The sequence below is a fragment of the Nocardia sp. CA-128927 genome, from assembly GCF_050955855.1.
Classification (GTDB): Bacteria; Actinomycetota; Actinomycetes; order Mycobacteriales; family Mycobacteriaceae; genus Nocardia.
Map to the genome: position 1 here is coordinate 8,257,313 of NZ_CP192087.1, position 20,938 is coordinate 8,278,250.

Here is a 20,938-nt window from a genome sequence, read left to right on the forward strand (position 1 = left end):
ACCGAGGAGCTGCGATGAACGCACTCAACGTCGCCGTCATCGTTGTCTACCTGGTCGTCGTCGCCTGGATCGGCCTGCGCCTTTCCGGCAAGCAGAAGTCGAGCCGCGACTACTTCGTCGGTGAAGGCAAGATGCCGTGGTGGACGGTGTGCTTCTCCGTCGTCGCGACCGAGACCAGCGTGCTCACGGTCATCTCGGTGCCCGGCGGCGCCTACACCGACCAGGCGTTCGGCAATGTCGAGCTGGCCATCGGTTACATCATCGGCCGCACGATCGTGGCGACCGCGCTGATCCCGCTGTACAAGCGCGGCGGGTTCGTCAGCGCCTACCAGTATCTCGAACTGCGCTTCGGCCGCTACCTGCAGGGTGTCGCGTCGGTGACGTTCGTGTTCACCCGGCTGCTCGCCGAGGGGGTGCGGCTGTTCGCCTCCGCCATCCCGATCAAGCTGCTGCTGGCCGAGTTCGGTCTCGATCTCGGCTACGACATCATCATCATCGCGCTGACGCTGCTGACCGTCGTCTACACCTACCTCGGCGGCATCAAGGCGGTCATCTGGACCGACGCGCTGCAGATGGGTCTGTACCTGTCCGGCGCGATCATCGCGATCGGCGTGCTCACCGGTCACGTCGGGGCCAAGGGCTGGTCGGACGCGTTGCACAACGGCAAGTTCCACATCTTCGATACCGACTTCGGTATCGCACACGTGCTCACCAGCACCTTCGCCATGCCGACGGCGATCATCGGCGGCGCGATCTTCGCGATGGCCTCGCACGGCTCCGATCAGCTGATCGTGCAGCGCATCCTGTCGACCCGGTCGCTGCGCGACAGCCAGAAGGCGATGATCGGCTCCGGCATCTTCGTCGCCATCCAGTTCGCGGCGTTCTCGCTGGTCGGCGCGCTGCTGTGGTCGTACAACGGCGGCAAGTCGCCCAAGGAGCTCGGCCTCGCCACCGCCGACAACCTGTACCCCAACTTCATCCTGCACGGGTTGCCGGTGGTGATCTCCGGGCTGCTGGTCGCGGGCATCCTCGGCGCCGCGATGGGCTCGCTGTCCTCGGCGCTCAACTCGATGGCGAATTCGACCGTCGCCGACATCATTCGCAGCTTCTCCCGCCGCGAGATCTCCGACGACGCGATGCTGAATCTCGCGCGCTACATGACCCTCGTCTGGGCGGTGCTGATGGCGCTGTTCGCGATGGGCTTCAGCGCGACGACCGGGAATGTGTACCTCACCGCGCTGACCATCGCCGGATACACCTACGGCGCACTGCTCGGCGCGTTCCTGCTCGGCCGACTTGTCAAGCGCGCCAACCAGTTCGATGCGGTGCTGGCGTTCGTGGTGACGGTGATCGTGATGACGTTCGTGGTGCGGGTCATCAAGATCGACGTGACCGTCGCAGGGAAGGTGACCGAGAAGGGCATCGCCGCACAATGGCTGGTGCCGATCGGCGTACTGGTCACCCTGGTCGTCGGCGGGGTATCGAGCTTCTTCCATCCCGCACCCGAACCCATACCGGCAGAGCCGGTCGAGGCGGTGGCCTAGTGCGCGTCATCGGCTTGATGTCCGGCACGTCGCACGACGCGATCGATGCGGTCGGCGCGGATATTCACCTGCGGGACAGCACTGTTCACGTCGAGGTGGTCGGGCAGCTGAGCCGCGCCTACCCCGACCGACTGCGCGCGGACCTCATCGCCGCGCTGCCACCCGGCACGGTCGACATGGCCACGGTGTGCCGACTCGATACCGCGATCGGGCAGGAGTTCGCGGCGGCCGCCGATGCGGCGGTGCACGAGTTGTTCGACGGCACCGCCGATCTCGTCGCGTCGCACGGGCAGACGGTCTATCACTGGGTGGCCGACGGAAAGACATACGGCACACTGCAACTCGGCCAACCGGCCTGGATCGCGGCGTCGACCGGATTGCCGGTCGTCAGCGATTTCCGCTCGCGCGATATCGCCGCGGGCGGCCAGGGCGCCCCGCTCGTCGCGCTGTTCGATCTGTTGTGGCTCGCGGGACGGCCCGGCCGGCCGGCCGCACTCAACATCGGCGGCATCGCCAACGCGACCGTCACAGGCGAGTACCCCGTCGCCTTCGACACCGGCCCCGGCAACGCGCTGATCGACGCGGCCGTCGAACTGGCGACCGACGGCGCGGAGCATTTCGATCGGGACGGCCTCCGCGCCGCCCGGGGAATGGTCGACGCGCGACTGCTCGAGGCGCTTCTCGCCGAGAGTTACTACTCGGCAGCACCACCCAAGACGACCGGCAAGGAGCTGTTCAACCGCGCCTACGTCGAGCGAGTGTTGCTGGATCACCCGTTATCCGCTGACGATATCGTCGCCACCATGACCGCCCTGACCGCACACACTATCGCCGACGCACTGGCCCCCTTCGAGCCCGACGAAGTCATCGGGTCAGGCGGCGGGACCCTGAATCCGACGTTGATGGGCATGCTCGGCCAGCGTTTGGGTAAGGCGACGCTATGCACCTCCGACGAGCTCGGATTGCCGTCGGCCGCCAAGGAGGCCGCCGCGTTCGCCGTGCTCGGCTTCCTCACGATGCACGGGCTCGCGGGCACTGATGCGGCGTGCACCGGCGCGAAGCGGGCCACGGTGCTCGGTTCCATCACGCCGGGTGCGGGTCGGCTCACGCTGCCCGAAACATCCGGCGCGGCACCGCGACAGCTCAGGTTGGTGAGCAATGTCTGAGGGCGACGACGTACGCACGCGCTTACTCGGGGCGATACCGCGGCTCACCCCGACCGGGCTGCGGGTCGCCCAGGTGATTCGCGACGATCCCGCCGCCGCAGCGCAATTGACGGTGAGCGAGCTCGCCGAGCGCGCCTCGACCAGCACCTCCGCGGTCGTCCGATTGTCCAAAGCCCTTGGCTACGAGGGCTACCCGCAGCTGCGGCTGGCACTGGCGGCCACGAGCAAGGACGACGGCACGCCGGTGTTCGCGACCGACATCGCCATCGAGGACCCGCTGTCGAAGGTGCTGCACAAGCTCACCGCCTTCGAAACCGAGGGCATGGTGGCGACCGCGGACCTCGCCGACCCGGCCACCATGGCGGCGGTCGTCGACGCACTCGTGCACGCACGACGCGTGGAACTCATCGGCATCGGCGCGTCCGGACTGGTCGCGATGGACATGGCGCAGAAGCTGACCCGGATCGGAATGTGGTGCGGTGCTTGCACATCGGAGGATGACGCACTCGTCCAGGCCAGCCTGCTGGAGGGCGACGACGTAATCATCGCCTTCTCCCACTCGGGCGAGACCGCCGCCATCATCGACGCCGTGGACCGCGCCGTCGGCAGGCAGACGACGACCGTCGCCGTCACCGCGGGCGCACAGTCCAGGCTGGCCAGGGCGGCGGCACACACGGTGCTGGTCGCCGGGCGCGAGGACGGATTCCGTTCCGCCGCAATGGCGAGCCGGATGAGCCAGCTGCTCATCGTCGACGCGCTCTACATCGGCGTCCTGCAACGCACCCCGTCCGCCGCGATCGCGCTGCGCCGAACCTACGACGCGGTTGCCGATCGACGGATCTCCCGCGGCACCCGAAAGGCCCCATGAGAGCGGCACTCTCGTTCGACCGATGTTCCAGCACGACAACAGGAGGCGATATGCGTGAACTCAGCACTTTGAGTACCGAAGAAGCGAATCCGCGGACCACCGCACTCGACTCCATGTCGGTCGAAGAGTTGTTGCGCACCATGAACTCCGAGGACGCGGGCATCGCTTCCGCTGTGGCGCAGGCCATTCCGGAGATCACCAGGGCGGTCGACCTGATCGTCGCCGCGCGCAAGCACGGCGGCCGGTTGATCTACGTCGGCGCGGGGACCAGCGGCAGGCTCGGCGTGCTCGACGCGGTCGAGTGCCCGCCGACCTTCGGCACCGCGCCCGACGAGGTCATCGGGATCATCGCGGGCGGCTCGGTCGCGTTCGCGCACGCGGTCGAGGGTGCCGAGGACGACCCGAGCCGGGCCGTCGATGATCTCTCCGACATCGACCTGACCGCCGACGATGTGATCGTGGCGCTGGCGGCGAGCGGCCGGACCCCCTACGCGATCGGCGCACTGCGGCACGGCCGCTCCATCGGTGCCGCCACCGTCGGCGTCTCGTGCAATCGGCATGCCGAGCTGAGCGCACACGCCGATGTGGGCATCGAAATCGAGACGGGCCCTGAGGTATTGACCGGATCCACCCGACTGAAGGCGGGCACGGCGCAGAAGATGGTGTGCAACATGCTGTCGACCGCGACCATGGTGCAGTCCGGCAAGGTCTACGGCAACCTCATGGTGGACCTGAAGCCGACCAACGCCAAGCTCATCGACCGGTCCCGCCGGATCATCGCCGACGCCACCGGCGCCGACCTCGCTACCGCGGCCGCGCTGCTGGACGCGGCCGACGGACACCCGAAGACCGCGATCGTCATGCAGCTGGCCGGCGTCGACGTGGTGGCGGCGCGTCGGCTGCTCGCGGGGTCCGGCGGATTCGTCCGGACCGCCGTGCCCGTCGACGGATAGGCGCCGCGCACGGCGACGCCGCCTCCAGCTCCGGCACCTACCGCGCCGGTACGGTGCAGCCATGCCCTTCGTGATCGATGGTCCGATGACGTGCTACCTGATGCCCGACGACCACGCGGAAGCCGAGCAACGGTTCCTGGAGCTGGTGGCGGCGCCGGGCGAAACCTGGCTCATCGCCTACGGTTTCACCCTGACCGACGCCGCCGACAACCTGATCGCCGCGCACCAGCGGGGCGTACCGCTACACCTCTACCTCGACCACACCCAATCCTCGGGCCGGACCCAGAAGCCGATCGTGCAGCGACTCGTCGACGCCGGCGTCGAGGTCACCATCGGCACCAGCACCAGCGGCCGCAAATACATCTGCCACACCAAGGGTCTCGTGGTGGACACACCCAGCGGCCCGCAGTGCTGGGAGGGCTCGGTCAACTTCAGCGCCACCGGCTGGCTGCAGGTCAACACCGCGATGAACTTCGGCGCCCAGGTCTGGCGCGACCATTTCGTCGCCCAGTTCAATACCCTGCGCCACTACGCCTGGACCGAGGAACGCGAACTCCAGCTCATGCCCGCACCGCCCGTCGACTTCGGCGACGAGACCATCCCGATGCTACCGCTCAGCGTCTGATCAGTCCTTCGGCCAGTGCCGGTCCAGGAAGTCCGCGATGAGCGGTGCGATGTCCGGGAGCTTCTCCTCCAGGGCGAAGTGGCCGGTGTCGAAGATGTGCAGTTCGGCGTCGGGCACGTCATAGAGGTAGGCGTGCGCGCCGGGTTCCGGGAAGAAGGGGTCGTCGCGGCCCCAGATGATCAGGGTCGGCGGGGTGGTGGTGCGCAGCCACTCCTGCCAGCGCGGGTACTGCTCGACGTTGGAGTGGTAGTCGAAGGCCAGCGCCACCTGGGCTTCCTTGCGGCCGGGCAGGTCGAGGAAGTGCTGGTCGAGGGTCCAGCCGTCCGGTGCGAGGAGCTCGGGGTCGAAGACGCCGTGTTCGTACTGGCCGCGGGTGCCGGGCAGGGTGAGCAGGTCGCGGATGGCGGGCTCGGCCTCGGGCTGATCCGGACGCAACGCGACGAAGTCGCGGGCGCCGTCGGAAAGGCCTTCCTCGTAGGCGTTTCCGTTCTGCACCACCAGACCGGCCACCCATTCGGGGTGCCGGGTTGCGATCCGGAAGCCGACCGGTGCGCCGAAGTCGAAGGCGTACAGGAAGAACCGGGTGAGTTCGAGTTGTTCCAGGAATCCTTCGACGATGTCGGCGAGCCGATCGAAGGAGTCGGGCGCCTCGGTGTGTCCGAAACCCGGATAGTCGGGCGCGATGAGCCGGTAGCTGCCGCCGAGCGCGTCGATCAGCCGGCGGAACTGGTGCGAGGCCGACGGAAACCCGTGCAGCAGCAGGAGCACCGGCGCGTCGTCGGGCCCGGCCTGCCGGTAGAACACCCGAACACCATCGACCTCGACGAACCTGTGCTCGACCCGAGGTAGGTCATTAACCGGCATCACTGTCCCTTCTGATAGCTCCACATCCAGCGCCGCGGCGCTGGGACTTGTGAAACCACCTGAAGTGCGCAGACATTCCCCGACCCCAGCCGCATCGGTACCGAACTCCGGCTGGGGCCCGAACGCCGGAACTACTACTGCGAAGCCGAACCCATCGCGACCTTGCTCAGCGTGAAAGTGCCGAGATCTGTCTTCTTGTGGTCTGTCGTCGTGTTGATGACGTTGGCCGTAAAACTGATCGGCTTGTTGCTCGCGTCGCACGTCACCGTCGACACGATGGCGTCGAGGGTGCTGCCGTCGCCGATAAACTGCGTTCCGCTCCATTTCGTCAGCACATTCTTCGCGTCCACCGTGAATTGGCCGAGCCAGACCACCGGCTCCGACCCCGCTTTGGTGTACTTCGTCTCGCCGAAGCTGATCAGACCATTGAATCCGGTCACCAGCGTATTATGCTCTCCCCCTTTCCAAGCCCCGTCATAGGCGTTGCGATCCGGCACCGCCGTGCAGGTAGCCGCATGCGCGGGCGGCGCGACCCCGACCAGCACCCCCATGCCGAACACACCAGCCAACACCAGCACAAAACCCTTGACGGAGCTCAGCCCATTTCCACGTAGCACAGTTTCGAATCCCTTCCATTTCCGGTGGCCGATATAACTGACCAGCCAGTATGGCAAGAGAATTCACGCCGACCGGCGCGGGCACGCGGAGGAAATCCGCCGACAATGCGATTTACGACTCCGGTTCCGGATTCTCGCGGCGGGCGCGGGCGCGGCGTTTACCCTCGTGCATTGCTTGCACGCGGGCGATGGGAATGGTGTGCCCTTCCGCGACGAGATCGGCGGGCAGGGTTTGCGGTTCGGGCATTTCGGCGGCCCACGGGTCGCGGTCACCGAGTTGGGCCGGCGCGGTGCGGACGGTGAAATCGCGCGGGGTGACATTGTCGAGGTCGGCCCAGCCGACGGGAAACGACACCGTGGTGCCCGGCCGAATTCGAGGACTGTAGGCGGCCACGACGGTCGCGCCGCCCGCGCGAGTGGAGTCGAGGAAGACCCGGCCGCCACGATCCTCGACGATGAAGGCGGTGGTGGCGAGGTCCGGATCGAGGCGCTCGGCGCGCGCCGCGACCGCGCGGGTCGCCGCGGCGACATCATCGATGGCGAGGCCGGGTACCAGCGGCACGAAGACGTGCACACCCTTGGCGCCACTGGTTTTCACCGCACCGGCGAGTCCGTCGTTGGCGAGCGCCTCGCGGATCAACTTCGCGGCGAGCACCGCCTGGCGGAACGGCTGATCCGGCGGCGGGTCGAGGTCGAGGATCATGTGCGTCGGGCCCTGGCTGCGATCGGCGAGCAGCAGCGTCGGGTGGTATTCGACGGCGCGCTGATTGCCGAACCACAGCAGTGTGCGCACGTCGTTACCCAGCGCGTAAGTCACCTCGCGGTGCGAACTCTCGGCCCACACCGTCACCCGCTCCAGCCAGTCCGGAGTGTACTTGGGCAAGTTCTTCTGCATGAAGAGTCCATAGGATGTCGACAGTCCGAGGCCAGGGCCATTTTCATGTGATGACCTGCATATTTGACACCGATAGATGTTTCCGCTAGTTGCCGCTGATTTCCGCCGGATTCATATGGTCCACGGGAATAGTACGGGAATGCCTGATTACCCGTAGGGGGTAGTGGTACAGCTCCGGAAACGTGACAGACAGCCGACATGACAAAGGCCCCGCAACCTCGAACGTCAACGAGGTGCGGGGCCTTCGCGGTTGTGCTACTTCCGGTCGAACTCGCCATCGTTCACGCCCGCTGTGAAGGCTTCCCACGCGCCAGGAGTGATGACCAGCACCGGGCCGGTCGGGTTCTTCGAGTCGCGCAGGCCGACCATGCCGCCGTCCAGGTGTGCCACTTCGACACAGTCGTTTCCCCCTGCGCTGTAGGTGCTCTTGAACCAGAGCGCTCCGGACAGGTCTCTACTCACGGCGTGAACTCCTTCGCTGCCTGCCGCAACAGGCGTTTGCTTTCTGGCACTTCCAACGCTACCCGTCTGATCGCCTCGAAGGCTCTCCGATACCTCTGGACAGTGACGGGACGTTCCAGGTAGATGTTCCCGGTGTAGCTCTCGACGTAGACAACCGATGGTTCGAGCGGGTGACCGTCCGCGTTGGCCGCGAAGTCCAGGATGGTAAATGGTCCCGTCGAGATGCCGAGTGGGAAGCCACCGCCGAAGGGGAGCACCTGAACCCCTACACGGGGCGGAAGGAGGTCCGCTAAGTGCCGTAGCTGCGCAGACATCACCTTGGGTCCACCGACAACACGACGTAAGACCGCTTCGTCAAGCACCAGGTCCACTGTCAGCGGTGCCAGGTCCCGCGTGATGAGCGCTTGCCTGTTCCGTCGCACACGAACACGGCGCTCGATATCGTCAGCTGAATCAGTAGCGAAGTACAGCCGGTCTAGCGCCCTCGCGTAGTCGGGGGTCTGAAACAACCCGCTGACCATGTCCGGCCGGTAGATGGTCAGATGCGCTGCCGCCGACTCCATCTGTAGATACACATTGAACGTTGGGTTCACCTGGTCGGGGTACTCATCCAACCACGATGGCGTTTTGCCTTGCGCTGCAAGTGATCTCAGGATCGGCAACATCTCCGGACGCTGGTACAGCTTGCACAGCCCTTTGATGTCTTCGTCCTTCACAACCACGTTCGGAGCGCTGGTCTCTAAGCGATGCAAGGTGCCTACCCCTCGACCGATCGCCTTCGCGGCTGTCTCAATCGACAACCCAGACTCCTGACGCATCCCACGAAGGCACCGCCCGAAGCTTCGATAGGGCACACCAGGAGTGACTTCCGCGTCCTGCGGTCGTTGTACTGCGCCCTGCTGGTTTCCCCTGCTCTTAATGGGCTTCCCCATCCGGTTTACTCCTGTTCATGGAAGGCGTATCCCTTTGTTCCTGGAAGGCGTGCAAGCCGCATTTGGAAGATGTAAATACCCCCGGTGGAAGGCGCAGGACGCCACTTGTGGAACCCATTGTGCTGGGGTTTTGGAAGTTGCGCTGGGAAAACAGAGTAATTTCCATGGAACTTCCATTGGAACGTCCATTTTTGTCAGTTTGATGCTCAACTGCGTGTGTGCCCGGTAGGTGCTCTACTTGGTCATTCGGCACTTCACCCTTCCTCTGGGGGCCGGGCGCATCTAAGCCGTAGTCGACGCACCGGAGGTCGGCAGATGCCGAACAACGAGCTTCCACAACGCGACCCGGTCAACGGGCCAGCCGAATCGTCCCGGTGCTGGGGTGCCGAACCAACCCCCAGCACCGGGCGTACCACGTCGGGGGTGGAGTAATGCGTCGAGACCGGTTCCGTACCACCGCATCCCCAGACGGACGCAAGGTAGCCACGTGGCGGCTGGTGGGTCGCGACCCTCAGGTGCTCCACATCGTGAATCGGGCAGATGCCTCACCGGCATACCGATGGCCTAGCGGAACCGAACTCCCTGCCGCTGCACCGGGGTTGGTGATACTCGACGGCCCGCCGACTCTGTGGGAAGCACGCGAGGCGTTCTACGACCTTCACGACCTGTTCGACGCGGTACGACACGACTATTGGGCTGCCCTATTGGATACGACCGATCAGCCAAACCCGTTGGGAGCGTAAGAAATGACGTTCGAGGATCTTCGTCAGCAGGTGATCACCAACGCCGAGCGGAGCGGGTACGCGGTGCGTCGCAGGAACCGCGCGCCGTACGGATTCGAGCTGATCAACGAGCACGGCGACATACCGGCATCTGGAACGCTGGCGGAGCTAGACAGCTATCTCGCTGCACAGCAGGCGAAGACCGGCAGCGATCGGCAAACGCGATGACTGAGTACAAAGAAGCCCTAGCCGAATGGCTCAGTGCCACAGACGCGTTCAACGCTCAGGGTGAACCACAGTCCGGCCCTGTCTTCGATCGGCTCAACGCCGCACGGGAACAGTTCCTTAACACGCCAAGGCCCGCCGACCAGCCTTCAGCGTGTGACCCGCCTACGCGGCTCACGGTTTGTCCTGATGTCGAGTCGACACGTGTCGAGCCGTCGTGAGTGGCGTCTACGGAGTCGAAATGGTGCCCGAGGCAGGTGAGGAGGGGCCGCGCGGTACTGAGCTGACCACGGGCACGCTAGACCACTGTGTCGAGCACCTGACCACCTCGGCAGAAATCTTCGTTCACGCCAAGTATTCGATGATCTGGTTTGACGATTACACGTTCTGCGCGGAACTCCCCGACGGCTGGTTCCTGTTCCGTCTCGTCCAAGTGCTCAAGGCCCGGACTCCGGGTTATCGCCCCCTCCGTGGTCGGCTTACCGCCGCAGCACAACGCTTCCGCCCTGCCCAGCGTCCCGACGATACGAGCGACGAAAGCCGAACTTTGTCATGAGCGGCTTGTATCTTGACCAGTGGACGCGGGACACCGGCCCGTTAGTGCTGTGACGAGAGGGGTAGACGTGAGTGACGACGAACAGCTGACGATGGATCTCGGCGTCGAGCGGACCGAGTGGGGTAAATGGGTCGACCCTGAGCGCCGTAAGGCGCAGGCCCGGAAATTCATGGACTACGCAGGCATAAGCGAGATCCCGTCGGAGCCGTGGCCGGAGGACTCCGCAGAGGTCAAGCGGCTCGACCCGATTGTTGCGGAGCTGTTCCCTGATATGGCTACGGCCATGGCTCCCGAGAACGCCGATATGGTTGACGCATTCATATGCTTCATTGGCGCATGTTTCGAAAAGTTCGCAGGGGCGAAGTTTATCGACGAAGACTGGTTTGGCCGAGAACATACTTTTTATGACAACGTCAATCCAGCCTTGGAAATGGGCACAGGCGACGAAGAGGATGCCGAAATCGTGTGGGCGTTGATCGGCCGCATGATTGACTATCACCCTGGCGATCACGACGGCATGTTCTCTTACATGGTTGCGGCCATTCGGGAATATGCGTCTTACCACGAGGAATATCGGAGTCGCTGAGCCGCTTCGGCCGCAATCTGAGGAATACGGCCGAAGCAGTTCTGGATGTAGCTTCGCGCTTTCGGGGGGCATAGGTTGGACGGATACGACAGTGACCGCGACGGATTCGACAGCAACGCGCGCGGAAGGATATTCGAGACCGGTCTAGCCGACTACTACAAGGACAGTCAGCGCGGGTACCACCCCGATTCCCACTTGTATAAGACTATGCAAGGTCGGATTCAGTTCGACCATATAAAGAGGGAGAACGGGCTTACCTACACCATCGAGGATAAGTCGGGCAGAATCGAGGGAGATAAGGACGTAAAGCAACTTGTTGTGTTGCGGGTCCTTCTCGAAACCGGTGTCGTACAGGAACATACCCTACGCTCAGTTGAGCATGAGGGGGTATCCGAAAGATGCCAAGAACTCATCAATGGTTTGAAGCGAGACTTTCCCGACAGATTCACCCATCAAGAGATTTCACGCACTGAGGCCCGTGCTATTTGGGCATTAGGCCACGATCTAGACCGGGCTAGGCAGGTCGAACCACCAGGACAAGGGAAGCAGCTCGAATTGCCTGGTGTCGGAGAAAAGGCACGCGCCGAGAAGGCGCAAGAGCTTCAAAAGCAACGGGATAAACAAGCGGCTCTCGCCAAGGCGCGTGCGGCACGAGAGAAGTTCCGGACGATTCAGAAGTTCCGCGACGGCGTCACGCGTGGTCGGGCGGAAGCTCCGCAACGAATACAAGCCGAACGTGTACAGCAGTCGCAAGAGCGGGCCGAACGGGCTAAGACTCGTGATACACCGGAGGCCCAGCGTATCCAGGTCGAACGCATAGCGGCTGAAAAAGCGGTGCGGGAATTCCAAGGCCGACTACAGAGCGGCCCAGAACCGGCCGTAGGTAACGCACCCGAGAAGACCACTACAGAACGAGAGTCGCCCGAAGCGGCACGCGCCAGAGTCGAACGTGAAGCCCGTGAACAGGTATTGCGGGAATTCCCATTCCCGGTGCCTGATCGGCCCCAGGAGCGAGAAACGATCGAGATCGGGGAACGACCCCCGGAGCTGAATCAGGCTGCCAGCGTGGAACGTGAGGCCGAGCGCACAGCAGCCGAAAAGGCTCGCGAGACAGCTGCACAGCAGCGAGAAGCCGACGCAGTAGAGGCCACGCAGAAGCAGGCCGAGTTGGACCAGAAACGGGACGCGGCGTATCGCGAGATGCTGAATCAACCCCAGGTGCCGGAGCATATTCGACTGGCGTTGTCGCACGCACAGGCACCGGAGGCGGCAGTGCGGGAACCACCCGGACACTCACCCAGTGTCGAACGAGGCGGTACCGGACAGACCCCAGGCCGCGACCGAGGACCAACCCGCGACCGTTGATAGCTCGGCAAGCGAATCAACGATCTCAATTCGCGATCGTTCAGGACCCATCTTTACTGTCCTGACCAGGATAAACAGCGCCCCGCGGATTGGGTAACGAAACCCTCTAACCCGTACCCGAAGGTGGGTCTCGGGCTGCGCTTGACCTGCCGAAGGTCAGGATCGAACGTACCCGGAATTGAGTTCGATCCCTCGACCGTTCGTTCCTATTTGATGTTCACGCCAGGGAAAGCGGTGCGCTGTGTTTCGGTTTTGGAATCGACCGGGGTGACCGGCTGGGCGATGTGCAAGCCGACCCGGAACAGGACCCGTACGGCGACCTGCCGGGTTTCCCACAGCGAGACGGGTTTCCCGTCGATGGTCACGGTGCCTTGGTCGCTCATTTCGATGGTGATGTCGTTGCGGACACCAACCAGCACCTTGGACCAGTCACCGGCGATCAGCACGAGATCGGCGGCGGGATTCCAGCCACCATTCTTCGCTTCCTGCAACGGCAGGCCGTACAGACCGGCCGGGGCACCGGCCGAAAGGGACGGAGTGTAGATGGGTGCGCCGTTGGCGTCACGCAAGCCGATCAGTCGCCACTGAGCCCCCGGAATGGCGGCAATACCGTTCAACTCGAGTCCTTCGCTGGCAAGGATTTCACCGGCCTTGGCGACTTTCGCCGCAAGATCCAGTTTAGAGTCATCGACCACATGGGTTTTCTTGTCCTTGTCGGCCCCGGTTCCGCCGACGACTTTCGTGTCGGCCAGACCGGCGAGCCCACCGACCGGGAAATCTTTCGGGGAACCGAGCCCGAATAGCGCGGCCTGGTCGAGCTTCTTTCCCAGCGCTGCGGCCATACGGGGCTTCAACTGTTCCCACAGGTCGATGCTGGCGTCGTCGTAGACGTTGCGAGGAATAACCAGAGTGGTTTCCAGCTCTTTCGCGGTCAGCACTTCGTTACGAACACTGGCAACCGAGACGGGCCGGGCGTCGGTGTCAGCTTCCACCCACGAGGCGACAGGTTCGGCCGACAAGACGGCCTGATTCAGCTTCTGAGCGTTCATCGGAACGCGTTTACCCAACGTCATCACCGCCGAGGATTGCGGAGCCAACGCGATGATGTCAGCGGCAGCGTCATCGGGGAGCAGGGCGGTGGAGTTACCGCCAAGAGTAGTGCGATCAATAGGCACGATTAAATAATCCTTCGATTCGAGATAGACAGAATTTGCGTGTTCTCCCGATCACCGCTCGGGGCAGCGGACAATATTCTTATTGGCCGAACAGGCTGCGGAGATCGAACTTCCCGCTATCGCCGCTGCGAGTGGTGCGGCCCTGGTTCGGGTCCGGTTCGACACGGGACGCACCACGGAAGGAGTTCAGCGCCGCTGCGGAGGCTTCGAGTTCTTCGCGGGTGGTGCCGTGCAGCAGACCGGCCGGAACACCGGCTGTGGTAGCGACGTCTACACGCAACGCTGCGGCTTCCAATTCCGTGATCCGGGACTCAGCCGCCCCGGCGCGGGAAACCGCCTCAGTGAGGGCGGTAGCGTGCTCCGCCTCGATCTCCGTGATTCGGGCGGCGGTGGCCTTCAACTCGTCGTAGTCGGCATACCGGTTGCGTACACGGGTGATCCGGTCGGAGATCGCAGCATCGAACTCGGCTTGCGTGGTGATCGGCGCAAACTCAGTTGTGTCACTGTGGTTTTCGGTCATTTATGCAGCCTCGTTATCAGGTTGTTCGGTAGTTGATGGTCGTCGCGTGGCCGGTGCCGCTCCGGCGGGTTCGGTGGCGGTGTCGTGGGGCTGGTCCGCGAGCCCGGCTACGCGTGCCCGGCGCTGGTCGTGCCGGATCTGTTTGCGGGCGGTTTCGGTGAATCCCAGCCGGTCATAGACGACATCGGAATCAGCGGGCAACACCCCGGCTTGCACGAGTTTGACCACCTCATCGGCGGCGGCGGCGCGTGAAATCGTGTTCGCATCAACCCATTTCGGTTGCACATCGGAATAGAACGATTCCGGCACCACGCCATCACGAACCAACAGGCAGAGTTCGGCTACCTCGGTCCAGGCGTGCCCGAACTCGGTTTGTCGCTGTTCGGCCCGCTTGACCAGACGCGCCTCCAGAGCGCGGATAGCGTCCGCCGAGGAAGCTTGATCGTTGGCAAACCCCAAGTAGGACAAGGGGATTCCACATTCGCCCGCGAATCCTTCGGCCAAGCCCCGGAGCTGGTCCAGAAACGGGGTAGGCGAGGCGGCAGTAAATTCGCCGACTTCAGGTTTGGCGTCGGGGTTCTCGTCGTCATAGGGCAGTGACCAGACACGGCCCGCAATCGCTTCCCATCCCGCGCTCTCGCTCTGCTCTGCGGCGTGGTTGAGCACATACCGTTGCGGGGTGGCGTAGAACTCCCGCGACACGGCGGCACCGGTCAGGGTGCGGACCGCTTCATCGGTGTAGGAGCGAACCGCATGACTCATCTCCGAGCGGCCATCGAGGTTGGACGCGGTAGGCCGGTTCACCAGCCGCACCACCGGAACCCGACCGAGGTTGTGGGTGTTGCGGGAGACAACCCGCCACACCCCGGAATCATCGGCCTGGCAATAAATGTTCTCATCCGGCAGGAACAGCGTCGCCGCTGTGTACTTCTTCTTCTCGGCATCCCATACCCGCGATAGGGCGGAGGTCAATCGGCGTTGGCGTGCGTCGTAGACGCCAGTCATGGCAAGCGGTGATTCGACCGTGACAAGGGGGTGCGGTTCACCCGGAAGACCGGCACCGACACACACATAGGCTTGCCCGTAAATCAACGATGCGGAATGGGCTAGACCGGCTTCCACCGACAACCGGTTACGCGCATACACCGTGCCGAGTCCGTAGTCGGTGTCGGATTGATTCCAGCCGAGAAAATCTATCCGCTCGTTCAATACGTCGACGGCGGTTCCGGCCCACCCGACCGAGATGTTCAACAGGTTTTCCAGATGCGGTGGTACCGCGATCCGTAAGTGTTTGACCCGCTGCCGACCCTCGTAATAAGCGAGTTTGCGCCGGTTGCTGCCCGCGTAGGTGTCGATCCGGTTGGCGAGTGTGCCGAATAGGCTGGTTTCTTCCGGGCTGAACCCGTCAATAATCGTCAATGTTTTATGTCCAAACTTGTAACCCGGTTTTGGTTGTATTCCGGCGGGCACGTTTGCGGGTTTTCACGGACCCGAACAGTGCGAGGGTTGCGGCACAGACCGGGGTGATGTCGGAATCGGTGTTTTTCCGTGCCCATGCCCATCGACCTTCGAGTTGGCGTTTACGGCCAGCGGAAACGGCAGTCGCTAATGCGGGATCGCCTAAATGGGTGAGATTCCCGTTGACTACCGAGTCATAGAACAGGCCACACGCACTAGCCCATTCGGTTGCCGTAGTGGTGTGTACCGGTAGGCGTTCGCGTTCCAGTTCCAGAGCGAGCGTGACAGCGGCCCCGGCTCCTTCGACCACCACGGTTTTCACGTCATGATTGGTGACCAGATCCAGGAGTTTCGGCAGTAGCCAATCAGTACCGGCGCGATGCGCCACCAATTCGACCTGGAAACGCCCGTCTTGCCGGATACCGGCTACGGCGATCGACGTGACAGAACGATCGGGGGAAATATCCACTCCGACCGATACGGCACCGACCAAATCACCAGCGTCGTCTACCGCCGCTGTATTCCACATATCGGCGTCGATGACTGCCGGGGTACCGGCGAACACCCACATACCGAGACGTTCACGGCAGAAACCGTCTTCGGAGAACTGGGCGCGTTCCCGCTCGATCGTTTCGGTCTGGAGAGCTAAACCCCACGCCGGATTAGCGAGTGCCCAATTATGATGATCGTCTATATCGCAGTCGTCGGGCGGCGAGTATTCGAACCACGCTGCCCGCTTGTCATCCCCAGATAATGCGGAGGCTCGTAACCGGGCGAACGAATCAGCGGCGACATTCGGCGGTGGCGGTGTCCCGCACAACCACACTTGCGGGTTGATCTTCGCCGATACTGAACCAAGGATCGCTTCGTATTCGTCGGCGGACATCATTTGCGCTTCGTCCAATAGCAGGCAGTCCGGGGAGAAACCACGCCCGGAACCATTCGACCTTGCGAGAAAACGAATCTCCGCACCATCGGCGAAGGTGAAACCTTCTTCGCCTTTCGACTTATGGATTCCTTCGGTCCCCGGCTTCAACAATCTTTTCAGATACACCGAACCGGTGAGATAGTCCCGCATCCGTTTGAAGATGACGTTATTCGTCTTCTGCTCATGCGCCGAGATGACAACTTGCCGTTCCCCCAACAACAGCACCCCGGTCAACGCCCTGGCCTCGATCAGAGCGGATTTGCCTGCCTGGCGACTGACCGAGAGACCGACCGTGGAAGCGGACCATTTCCCGTCACTCCGCACCCCAAGCGCGGTATCCAAGACGATCTGCTGCCACTCGAACAGGTCGATGCCTGCAAGTAGCATCAGGTCCGTGGACTCTTCCCCAAAGGAATACTCGAACTCGGGGAATACGTTGATTCTCGGGGTGGGAATACCCAGTAGTTCAGGCATCACCTCACCACCTCTTCAATTTTGAATTGATATTTTTACCGGTCGAGGCCGGCGACGGGTTATAAAATTACTGCTCCACGCTTGCGTTTTGTTCGTTCTTGTAATTCCTTGAGATCCGCGGGAACGTTGTCGGAACTACCGGCGTCAAGTCCGGATAATTCTTTGTCGATATTCAGCTGCGCTCGGACCAGGGCAGCGAGATCGCGGGCAGCAGGATTGTTGTCGATTGCTTCCGCAACGGTGCGCCGCAAGGCGATAAGGATTTCTCGCTGGTCACCACCGGCCACAGCATCACTGACATTCATGGTTCTACTTCTTTCTCCAGCCGTGCAGGAAGCGCCGTTGCTGGCGCTGTACGGCGATTTGAGGACCGCCCCAGCGGTCCAGGGCAGTCGCATATGCCTGGCATCGGAAAACGTTCCTGTGTGGAAATCGCACGGAGAAAGAAACGGCCCGGTGACAGAGAGGCGACATTCTTCGCCGCCTTAAGGTTCACCCCCAGGGCCGATTAACGCCGGAGCCATACTCGGACATGAATCGGACACGAAAGGCCGTTCACAGGGCAGCCAGGGGCCGGAAACGGCGTATGCCGATGAAAGGTGTTACCAGTCGCGGGAAGTGAACCGTTTCGGTGCCAGCGGCTTGTTCCCTCGGGAGCTATTGCACGAACGATGCGCCGGTAAGGCTTCACCGAACACGTCTCCGCCTTTCGATCTGGCAATGAGGTGGTCGATAGTGGCCGACATCGGATGCCGATAATCCAGGCTGAAATCTATTTCTTTACCGCACAAGTGGCAGATATTGGATTTCGCGAGGACTCGTTTACGGTATTGCCGGTATCGGTGGCCTTCTATCCCTTTAGCCATATCTCACCAGGAACATAATCAGTGTCGGGCCAATTCGGTGTCGTGTCGATGCTGTGGAAGCTCGCCCGTTTGTTGTCACGGCACAGCTTCTGTAGCTGGCTGATCTCACTGGGCCAGAACAACGCCTTACGCTGTTGGCTGTTGTCTATCGTCATCGAGTACGGTCCGGCAGCCTGCTGCACAATCGCACCCGAACCGGCTTCCAGGCGTCGCACTATCGCTTGACGGATAATCGCCTTGGCGGCATCCGTGTACCGGAACCCTGGTGTGTTGATGCATTCGGCGATACGGTCCGCCTGAGCTAGGGCGTCCTGAATGATGAGCGCAGCCGCTGCCGGGTCAGCGGTACTGCACAGTGGTTTGATGTCGGTGTCGAACTGAATGGATACCCCCATGATCCCCCCTTCTTTCCGGGTGTTCCGCATACGAAAAAGGGACCGCCCGGAAGGCGATCCCTGATTCTTTCCTACCCTTAGTGATTCAACTACTACGCGGCAGGTCTCTTACTCTCCCGATACCGGCGTTGCTGATCCCTTTTCAACGCTCTCTTGCATTCCAGAGACTGGCATGTCTGTTGTTGCCCGCCGCGTTTCCGTGGCGGATTTTCTTTGATCACACACCAATTGCAGTGACACCCCGCCCACGGTTCTGCGCCCTCCAGCTCCACCGATTCACAGAACCATTCTTCTTCGGATCGCTGGATCGGCTCACCGCAGTACCGGCACCGGTCGACCGGCCCGAGACCAGCGAACGTCTCGACCGAGAACCCGTGACGGGCCGCAATCAAATCCAGTAACTCCGCAGACCGTTGCCGCCGTGCCGAGCCACGGTGCCGGGGATACCGCCGAGTGCTGGGAGTAGTACGCCGAACCTTTTCGACATCCAACCGAAGCCCGGCGACAGCGAGCGGTTCGTCCTTGTCGTGCGATTCACTCATGGCTAACCCACCTCACAGCCGGATTCAGCGAGCCATTCAGCATCGGTCGGCACGTCGGCGAACGGATCAGCCACCACCGGCCGTGCGCCGGAAACCCGTCCGAAGCCGTCCGAAGCCGCCGTAACCGGTGGTGAGCTGGTGTTTTCCTCGGACGGGTTGAACGGGTCCGACATGTCCGGCCGCATCAAGGTGTCCGACTGTTTCGGCTGGTCAGCGTCGTTTCGGACGGGTTGGACGGCTTCGGACGCCTTTACGGGCTGCGCGGGCAGGTAGCGGGCGAACGCGTCGAGGAAGTCGGTCCGCCGATACCCGCGCTCGCTCTTGCCCGAATCCTTGAAGCTGGTCTTGATCCCGTACTCGCGCAGACGATGTCCAAGCTTGGATGGATTGAGATCCCATTGCGCCCAAGGGGATTCATCCATCAGCCGCAGATAGTCACACAGTGCTTGCGACTTGATGAACTCTTCCCCGGTTCGAGTGAACACGTCCCGAATGTCGGCAAGCAGGCGCATATTCGGCGAGGCTGTCTCGGCCTCGTCGTCGGCGTCGCTGACCATCTCGGCTGCGGCGGCCCTGGCGAGCTGGGGCCAGTGCCCACCGGCCATGTCCGCTACCGCGATCAACGGTTCCCATACGTCGGCGGCCCGGTCCTCCACCCCGAGGTCTTCGGGTTCGTACCCGTCGAGCTTGCCCCTAACCTGTTGCGCCCACGCTGCGATCTCGTCGCACACACGCGCCAACTCCGGCCGATCCCGCCTGGTCCGGTACGGCTGCACCCGTTCCGAGGGCTTACGTCGACGCATCACCACGACCACCGCACGGTCCTCGATCGTGTCGGGCATTCGTCCGATACCTGCCAGGGCAGCCATCGCGAATGTCTCGAACTGGGTCGGTTCATGATTCGGGCCGACCACCCGCCCGTAGGTCATGCCGCGCTGGAATCCAGCGTTGAGCAACCCGCGCAGATCCTCGTTGTTCTCAGCGGCCCGCTTGGACCCGAATATCGTGTCCGCCTCATCGAACAACAACGTCGGGGGCGGGTCGGTATCGAGCGACCGGAACACGAACGACACCGACGCGTTGACCACCCGCAACGGCTCATGCACCACTGCGTCCACCACTTCCAGTAGCCGGGACTTACCGGACCGCTTCTCCGCCGACCGGATCACCAGTCTTGGTGCGTACTCGAACGCCGATACCAGATGCGTTGTCGCGGTCCACAACACCACCGCGTTCAACGCAGTTTCCGAGGGCAGGACACAGTAACGGCTGATCAAGGCCCGCAACTCATCCAGCAGGGCCGCGCCGTCGAGCGGTGCGACCCCCGCATTGCTGTAGTCAGGGTCACTCATGCGGCCCTCCGCTGGGCGGACTGCAACGTCGCCTCGATCTCACTATCCGGCAAGCCAACCCTCATAGCGGCAAACATCAACTCCTGCAACACATTCGGATCACCACCGCTGTCATAGGCGCGGCACGCCGCCCAGAACAACGCTTGATTGCGGTTCCCCTCCTGAGCGGAGGCGACTACGTTCACCAGCCCCGCACCTCCCGAAGCCGTCCGAACCCGTCCGAAGCCGTCCGCCCGCCGTGCCGGTAGTCGTACCTTGTCCCGCAAATGCATCGGCAGCACCGCGACCGGAGCGCGGTTCAACCACCGGTATCGAATACCTGAGGGGTGCACCGATGGCGCAGCCACCACATATCCGGTGTGGGTCTTGATGTCGACACCGGCCACGCCATCCAGGCGGCCCCGCATCCTGCCCGTGCAACGAAACCAGACATGCCAGCCCCCGCCGCCCGTCGCGGCCATCCACGTGTCCGGCAGCTCGCCCAGAGCTTCCAGGCTGCCGCCCGAGCGCGGGTCCACATCCAACACGACCCGCCCCACTAGGGGACGAATACCGATGTTGCACAACGGATTCCGCTCCCACCACGCCCGGATAACCTCCGGATCGGTCGTCGCGTCATCCTTACCGTGCTCGACTACGGGCACCTTGCCCGCCGGAGCCAATGGCAGCACGGCCAACCCTGCCCGCGCGTATGCCAGCGCATGAGCCATCATCTCGCCCCCCTGTGCGGGGACATCGACGTCACGCATTACCCTCCTACTTGAATATTGATCTGAGCTAACGCCCCGGCGCGGTGCTGCGAACACCGGCCGGGGCACATCAAAGTTGGTACGTGTCAGTTCATGCCG

Annotated in this window: 22 protein-coding genes and 1 pseudogene; 9 read left to right on the forward strand and 14 right to left on the reverse strand. The window is 62.9% G+C overall.

The window, feature by feature from the left end:
* Positions 1 to 14 precede the first annotated feature (14 nt).
* From ACQPW1_RS38260 to ACQPW1_RS38280, 5 genes are all read left to right on the forward strand, one after another.
* A complete protein-coding gene (locus ACQPW1_RS38260) occupies positions 15 to 1,544 on the forward strand; it encodes a sodium:solute symporter (protein WP_433657512.1) in 1,530 nt (509 codons plus the stop codon).
* Positions 1,544 to 2,710 (forward strand): anhydro-N-acetylmuramic acid kinase, encoded by a 1,167-nt coding sequence (locus ACQPW1_RS38265; RefSeq protein ID WP_433657514.1) that lies wholly within the window; start codon positions 1,544 to 1,546, stop codon positions 2,708 to 2,710. Before ACQPW1_RS38260 ends, ACQPW1_RS38265 begins: the two co-directional genes overlap by 1 nt.
* Entirely contained in the window at positions 2,703 to 3,578 is an 876-nt protein-coding gene (locus ACQPW1_RS38270; protein WP_433657516.1) for a MurR/RpiR family transcriptional regulator, read from the forward strand. Before ACQPW1_RS38265 ends, ACQPW1_RS38270 begins: the two co-directional genes overlap by 8 nt.
* Before the next feature lie 50 nt (positions 3,579 to 3,628).
* The gene (murQ, locus tag ACQPW1_RS38275) at positions 3,629 to 4,531 is read left to right on the forward strand and encodes an N-acetylmuramic acid 6-phosphate etherase (RefSeq protein ID WP_433657518.1); all 903 of its coding nucleotides are present in this window, start codon (positions 3,629 to 3,631) and stop codon (positions 4,529 to 4,531) included.
* Positions 4,532 to 4,592: 61 nt separating this feature from the next.
* Positions 4,593 to 5,156: a phospholipase D-like domain-containing protein gene (locus tag ACQPW1_RS38280; RefSeq protein WP_433657519.1), complete on the forward strand. Its 564-nt coding sequence runs from the start codon at positions 4,593 to 4,595 to the stop codon at positions 5,154 to 5,156.
* Here the strand turns inward: ACQPW1_RS38280 and ACQPW1_RS38285 are convergent, their stop codons facing one another.
* From ACQPW1_RS38285 to ACQPW1_RS38305, 5 genes and pseudogenes are all read right to left on the reverse strand, one after another.
* The gene (locus tag ACQPW1_RS38285) at positions 5,157 to 6,020 is read right to left on the reverse strand and encodes an alpha/beta fold hydrolase (RefSeq protein WP_433657521.1); all 864 of its coding nucleotides are present in this window, start codon (positions 6,018 to 6,020) and stop codon (positions 5,157 to 5,159) included.
* 134 nt (positions 6,021 to 6,154) lie between these two features.
* Positions 6,155 to 6,592 carry a hypothetical protein gene (locus ACQPW1_RS38290; protein WP_433657522.1) on the reverse strand — a complete coding sequence of 146 codons (438 nt, stop codon included), beginning with the start codon at positions 6,590 to 6,592 and terminating at the stop codon, positions 6,155 to 6,157.
* A 157-nt stretch (positions 6,593 to 6,749) separates the two neighbouring features.
* Positions 6,750 to 7,535 (reverse strand): annotated as a pseudogene (locus ACQPW1_RS38295) (ATP-dependent DNA ligase); the annotation flags it as partial.
* Between the two features lie 252 nt (positions 7,536 to 7,787).
* Complete coding sequence (locus tag ACQPW1_RS38300; RefSeq protein ID WP_433657524.1) at positions 7,788 to 7,994, reverse strand: DUF397 domain-containing protein; 207 nt, start codon at positions 7,992 to 7,994, stop codon at positions 7,788 to 7,790.
* Positions 7,991 to 8,926: a helix-turn-helix domain-containing protein gene (locus ACQPW1_RS38305; protein ID WP_433657526.1), complete on the reverse strand. Its 936-nt coding sequence runs from the start codon at positions 8,924 to 8,926 to the stop codon at positions 7,991 to 7,993. The genes ACQPW1_RS38300 and ACQPW1_RS38305 overlap by 4 nt, the downstream gene beginning before the upstream one ends.
* A 746-nt stretch (positions 8,927 to 9,672) precedes the next feature.
* On the opposite strand from ACQPW1_RS38305, the gene ACQPW1_RS38310 reads away from it, so the two are divergent.
* The 4 genes from ACQPW1_RS38310 (at position 9,673) to ACQPW1_RS38325 (ending at position 12,380) form a co-directional block, all read left to right on the forward strand.
* On the forward strand, positions 9,673 to 9,876 hold the full coding sequence (locus tag ACQPW1_RS38310; protein WP_433657528.1) for a hypothetical protein: 204 nt from the start codon (positions 9,673 to 9,675) through the stop codon (positions 9,874 to 9,876).
* Positions 9,877 to 10,114: 238 nt separating this feature from the next.
* Positions 10,115 to 10,429 carry a hypothetical protein gene (locus ACQPW1_RS38315; RefSeq protein WP_433657530.1) on the forward strand — a complete coding sequence of 105 codons (315 nt, stop codon included), beginning with the start codon at positions 10,115 to 10,117 and terminating at the stop codon, positions 10,427 to 10,429.
* 67 nt (positions 10,430 to 10,496) lie between these two features.
* Positions 10,497 to 11,015, forward strand: coding sequence for a hypothetical protein (locus tag ACQPW1_RS38320; protein ID WP_433657532.1), 519 nt, complete (start codon positions 10,497 to 10,499; stop codon positions 11,013 to 11,015).
* Between the two features lie 75 nt (positions 11,016 to 11,090).
* Positions 11,091 to 12,380: a hypothetical protein gene (locus ACQPW1_RS38325; protein WP_433657534.1), complete on the forward strand. Its 1,290-nt coding sequence runs from the start codon at positions 11,091 to 11,093 to the stop codon at positions 12,378 to 12,380.
* A gap of 206 nt (positions 12,381 to 12,586) precedes the next feature.
* Here the strand turns inward: ACQPW1_RS38325 and ACQPW1_RS38330 are convergent, their stop codons facing one another.
* The 9 genes from ACQPW1_RS38330 to ACQPW1_RS38370 all read right to left on the reverse strand — a co-directional run bounded on the left by ACQPW1_RS38330 (position 12,587) and on the right by ACQPW1_RS38370 (position 20,839).
* Positions 12,587 to 13,555, reverse strand: coding sequence for a phage major capsid protein (locus ACQPW1_RS38330; protein ID WP_433657536.1), 969 nt, complete (start codon positions 13,553 to 13,555; stop codon positions 12,587 to 12,589).
* 79 nt (positions 13,556 to 13,634) lie between these two features.
* Positions 13,635 to 14,075, reverse strand: coding sequence for a hypothetical protein (locus ACQPW1_RS38335; protein ID WP_433657538.1), 441 nt, complete (start codon positions 14,073 to 14,075; stop codon positions 13,635 to 13,637).
* Positions 14,076 to 15,494, reverse strand: coding sequence for a phage portal protein (locus ACQPW1_RS38340; protein WP_433657540.1), 1,419 nt, complete (start codon positions 15,492 to 15,494; stop codon positions 14,076 to 14,078).
* Positions 15,495 to 15,498: 4 nt separating this feature from the next.
* Positions 15,499 to 16,935, reverse strand: coding sequence for a terminase TerL endonuclease subunit (locus ACQPW1_RS38345; RefSeq protein WP_433657542.1), 1,437 nt, complete (start codon positions 16,933 to 16,935; stop codon positions 15,499 to 15,501).
* A 59-nt stretch (positions 16,936 to 16,994) separates the two neighbouring features.
* Positions 16,995 to 17,240: a hypothetical protein gene (locus tag ACQPW1_RS38350; RefSeq protein WP_433657544.1), complete on the reverse strand. Its 246-nt coding sequence runs from the start codon at positions 17,238 to 17,240 to the stop codon at positions 16,995 to 16,997.
* Between the two features lie 297 nt (positions 17,241 to 17,537).
* Positions 17,538 to 17,801, reverse strand: coding sequence for an HNH endonuclease (locus ACQPW1_RS38355; protein WP_433657546.1), 264 nt, complete (start codon positions 17,799 to 17,801; stop codon positions 17,538 to 17,540).
* Positions 17,786 to 18,196: a hypothetical protein gene (locus tag ACQPW1_RS38360; RefSeq protein ID WP_433657548.1), complete on the reverse strand. Its 411-nt coding sequence runs from the start codon at positions 18,194 to 18,196 to the stop codon at positions 17,786 to 17,788. The genes ACQPW1_RS38355 and ACQPW1_RS38360 overlap by 16 nt, the downstream gene beginning before the upstream one ends.
* 544 nt (positions 18,197 to 18,740) lie before the next feature.
* Positions 18,741 to 20,090 carry a DUF3631 domain-containing protein gene (locus ACQPW1_RS38365; protein WP_433657550.1) on the reverse strand — a complete coding sequence of 450 codons (1,350 nt, stop codon included), beginning with the start codon at positions 20,088 to 20,090 and terminating at the stop codon, positions 18,741 to 18,743.
* On the reverse strand, positions 20,087 to 20,839 hold the full coding sequence (locus ACQPW1_RS38370; protein ID WP_433657552.1) for a bifunctional DNA primase/polymerase: 753 nt from the start codon (positions 20,837 to 20,839) through the stop codon (positions 20,087 to 20,089). Before ACQPW1_RS38370 ends, ACQPW1_RS38365 begins: the two co-directional genes overlap by 4 nt.
* Between the last annotated feature and the right edge of the window lie 99 nt (positions 20,840 to 20,938).

Coding starts and splice junctions, on each gene's coding strand:
- ACQPW1_RS38270 (WP_433657516.1), top strand. CDS start 2,703: ATGTCTGAGGGCGACGACGTACGCACGCGCTTACTCGGGGCGATACCG.
- ACQPW1_RS38280 (WP_433657519.1), top strand. CDS start 4,593: ATGCCCTTCGTGATCGATGGTCCGATGACGTGCTACCTGATGCCCGAC.
- ACQPW1_RS38305 (WP_433657526.1), bottom strand. CDS start 8,926: ATGGGGAAGCCCATTAAGAGCAGGGGAAACCAGCAGGGCGCAGTACAA.
- ACQPW1_RS38285 (WP_433657521.1), bottom strand. CDS start 6,020: ATGCCGGTTAATGACCTACCTCGGGTCGAGCACAGGTTCGTCGAGGTC.
- ACQPW1_RS38335 (WP_433657538.1), bottom strand. CDS start 14,075: ATGACCGAAAACCACAGTGACACAACTGAGTTTGCGCCGATCACCACG.
- ACQPW1_RS38365 (WP_433657550.1), bottom strand. CDS start 20,090: ATGAGTGACCCTGACTACAGCAATGCGGGGGTCGCACCGCTCGACGGC.
- ACQPW1_RS38355 (WP_433657546.1), bottom strand. CDS start 17,801: ATGGCTAAAGGGATAGAAGGCCACCGATACCGGCAATACCGTAAACGA.
- ACQPW1_RS38370 (WP_433657552.1), bottom strand. CDS start 20,839: ATGCGTGACGTCGATGTCCCCGCACAGGGGGGCGAGATGATGGCTCAT.
- ACQPW1_RS38310 (WP_433657528.1), top strand. CDS start 9,673: ATGACGTTCGAGGATCTTCGTCAGCAGGTGATCACCAACGCCGAGCGG.
- ACQPW1_RS38260 (WP_433657512.1), top strand. CDS start 15: ATGAACGCACTCAACGTCGCCGTCATCGTTGTCTACCTGGTCGTCGTC.
- murQ (WP_433657518.1), top strand. CDS start 3,629: ATGCGTGAACTCAGCACTTTGAGTACCGAAGAAGCGAATCCGCGGACC.
- ACQPW1_RS38345 (WP_433657542.1), bottom strand. CDS start 16,935: ATGCCTGAACTACTGGGTATTCCCACCCCGAGAATCAACGTATTCCCC.
- ACQPW1_RS38315 (WP_433657530.1), top strand. CDS start 10,115: ATGGTGCCCGAGGCAGGTGAGGAGGGGCCGCGCGGTACTGAGCTGACC.
- ACQPW1_RS38350 (WP_433657544.1), bottom strand. CDS start 17,240: ATGAATGTCAGTGATGCTGTGGCCGGTGGTGACCAGCGAGAAATCCTT.
- ACQPW1_RS38360 (WP_433657548.1), bottom strand. CDS start 18,196: ATGGGGGTATCCATTCAGTTCGACACCGACATCAAACCACTGTGCAGT.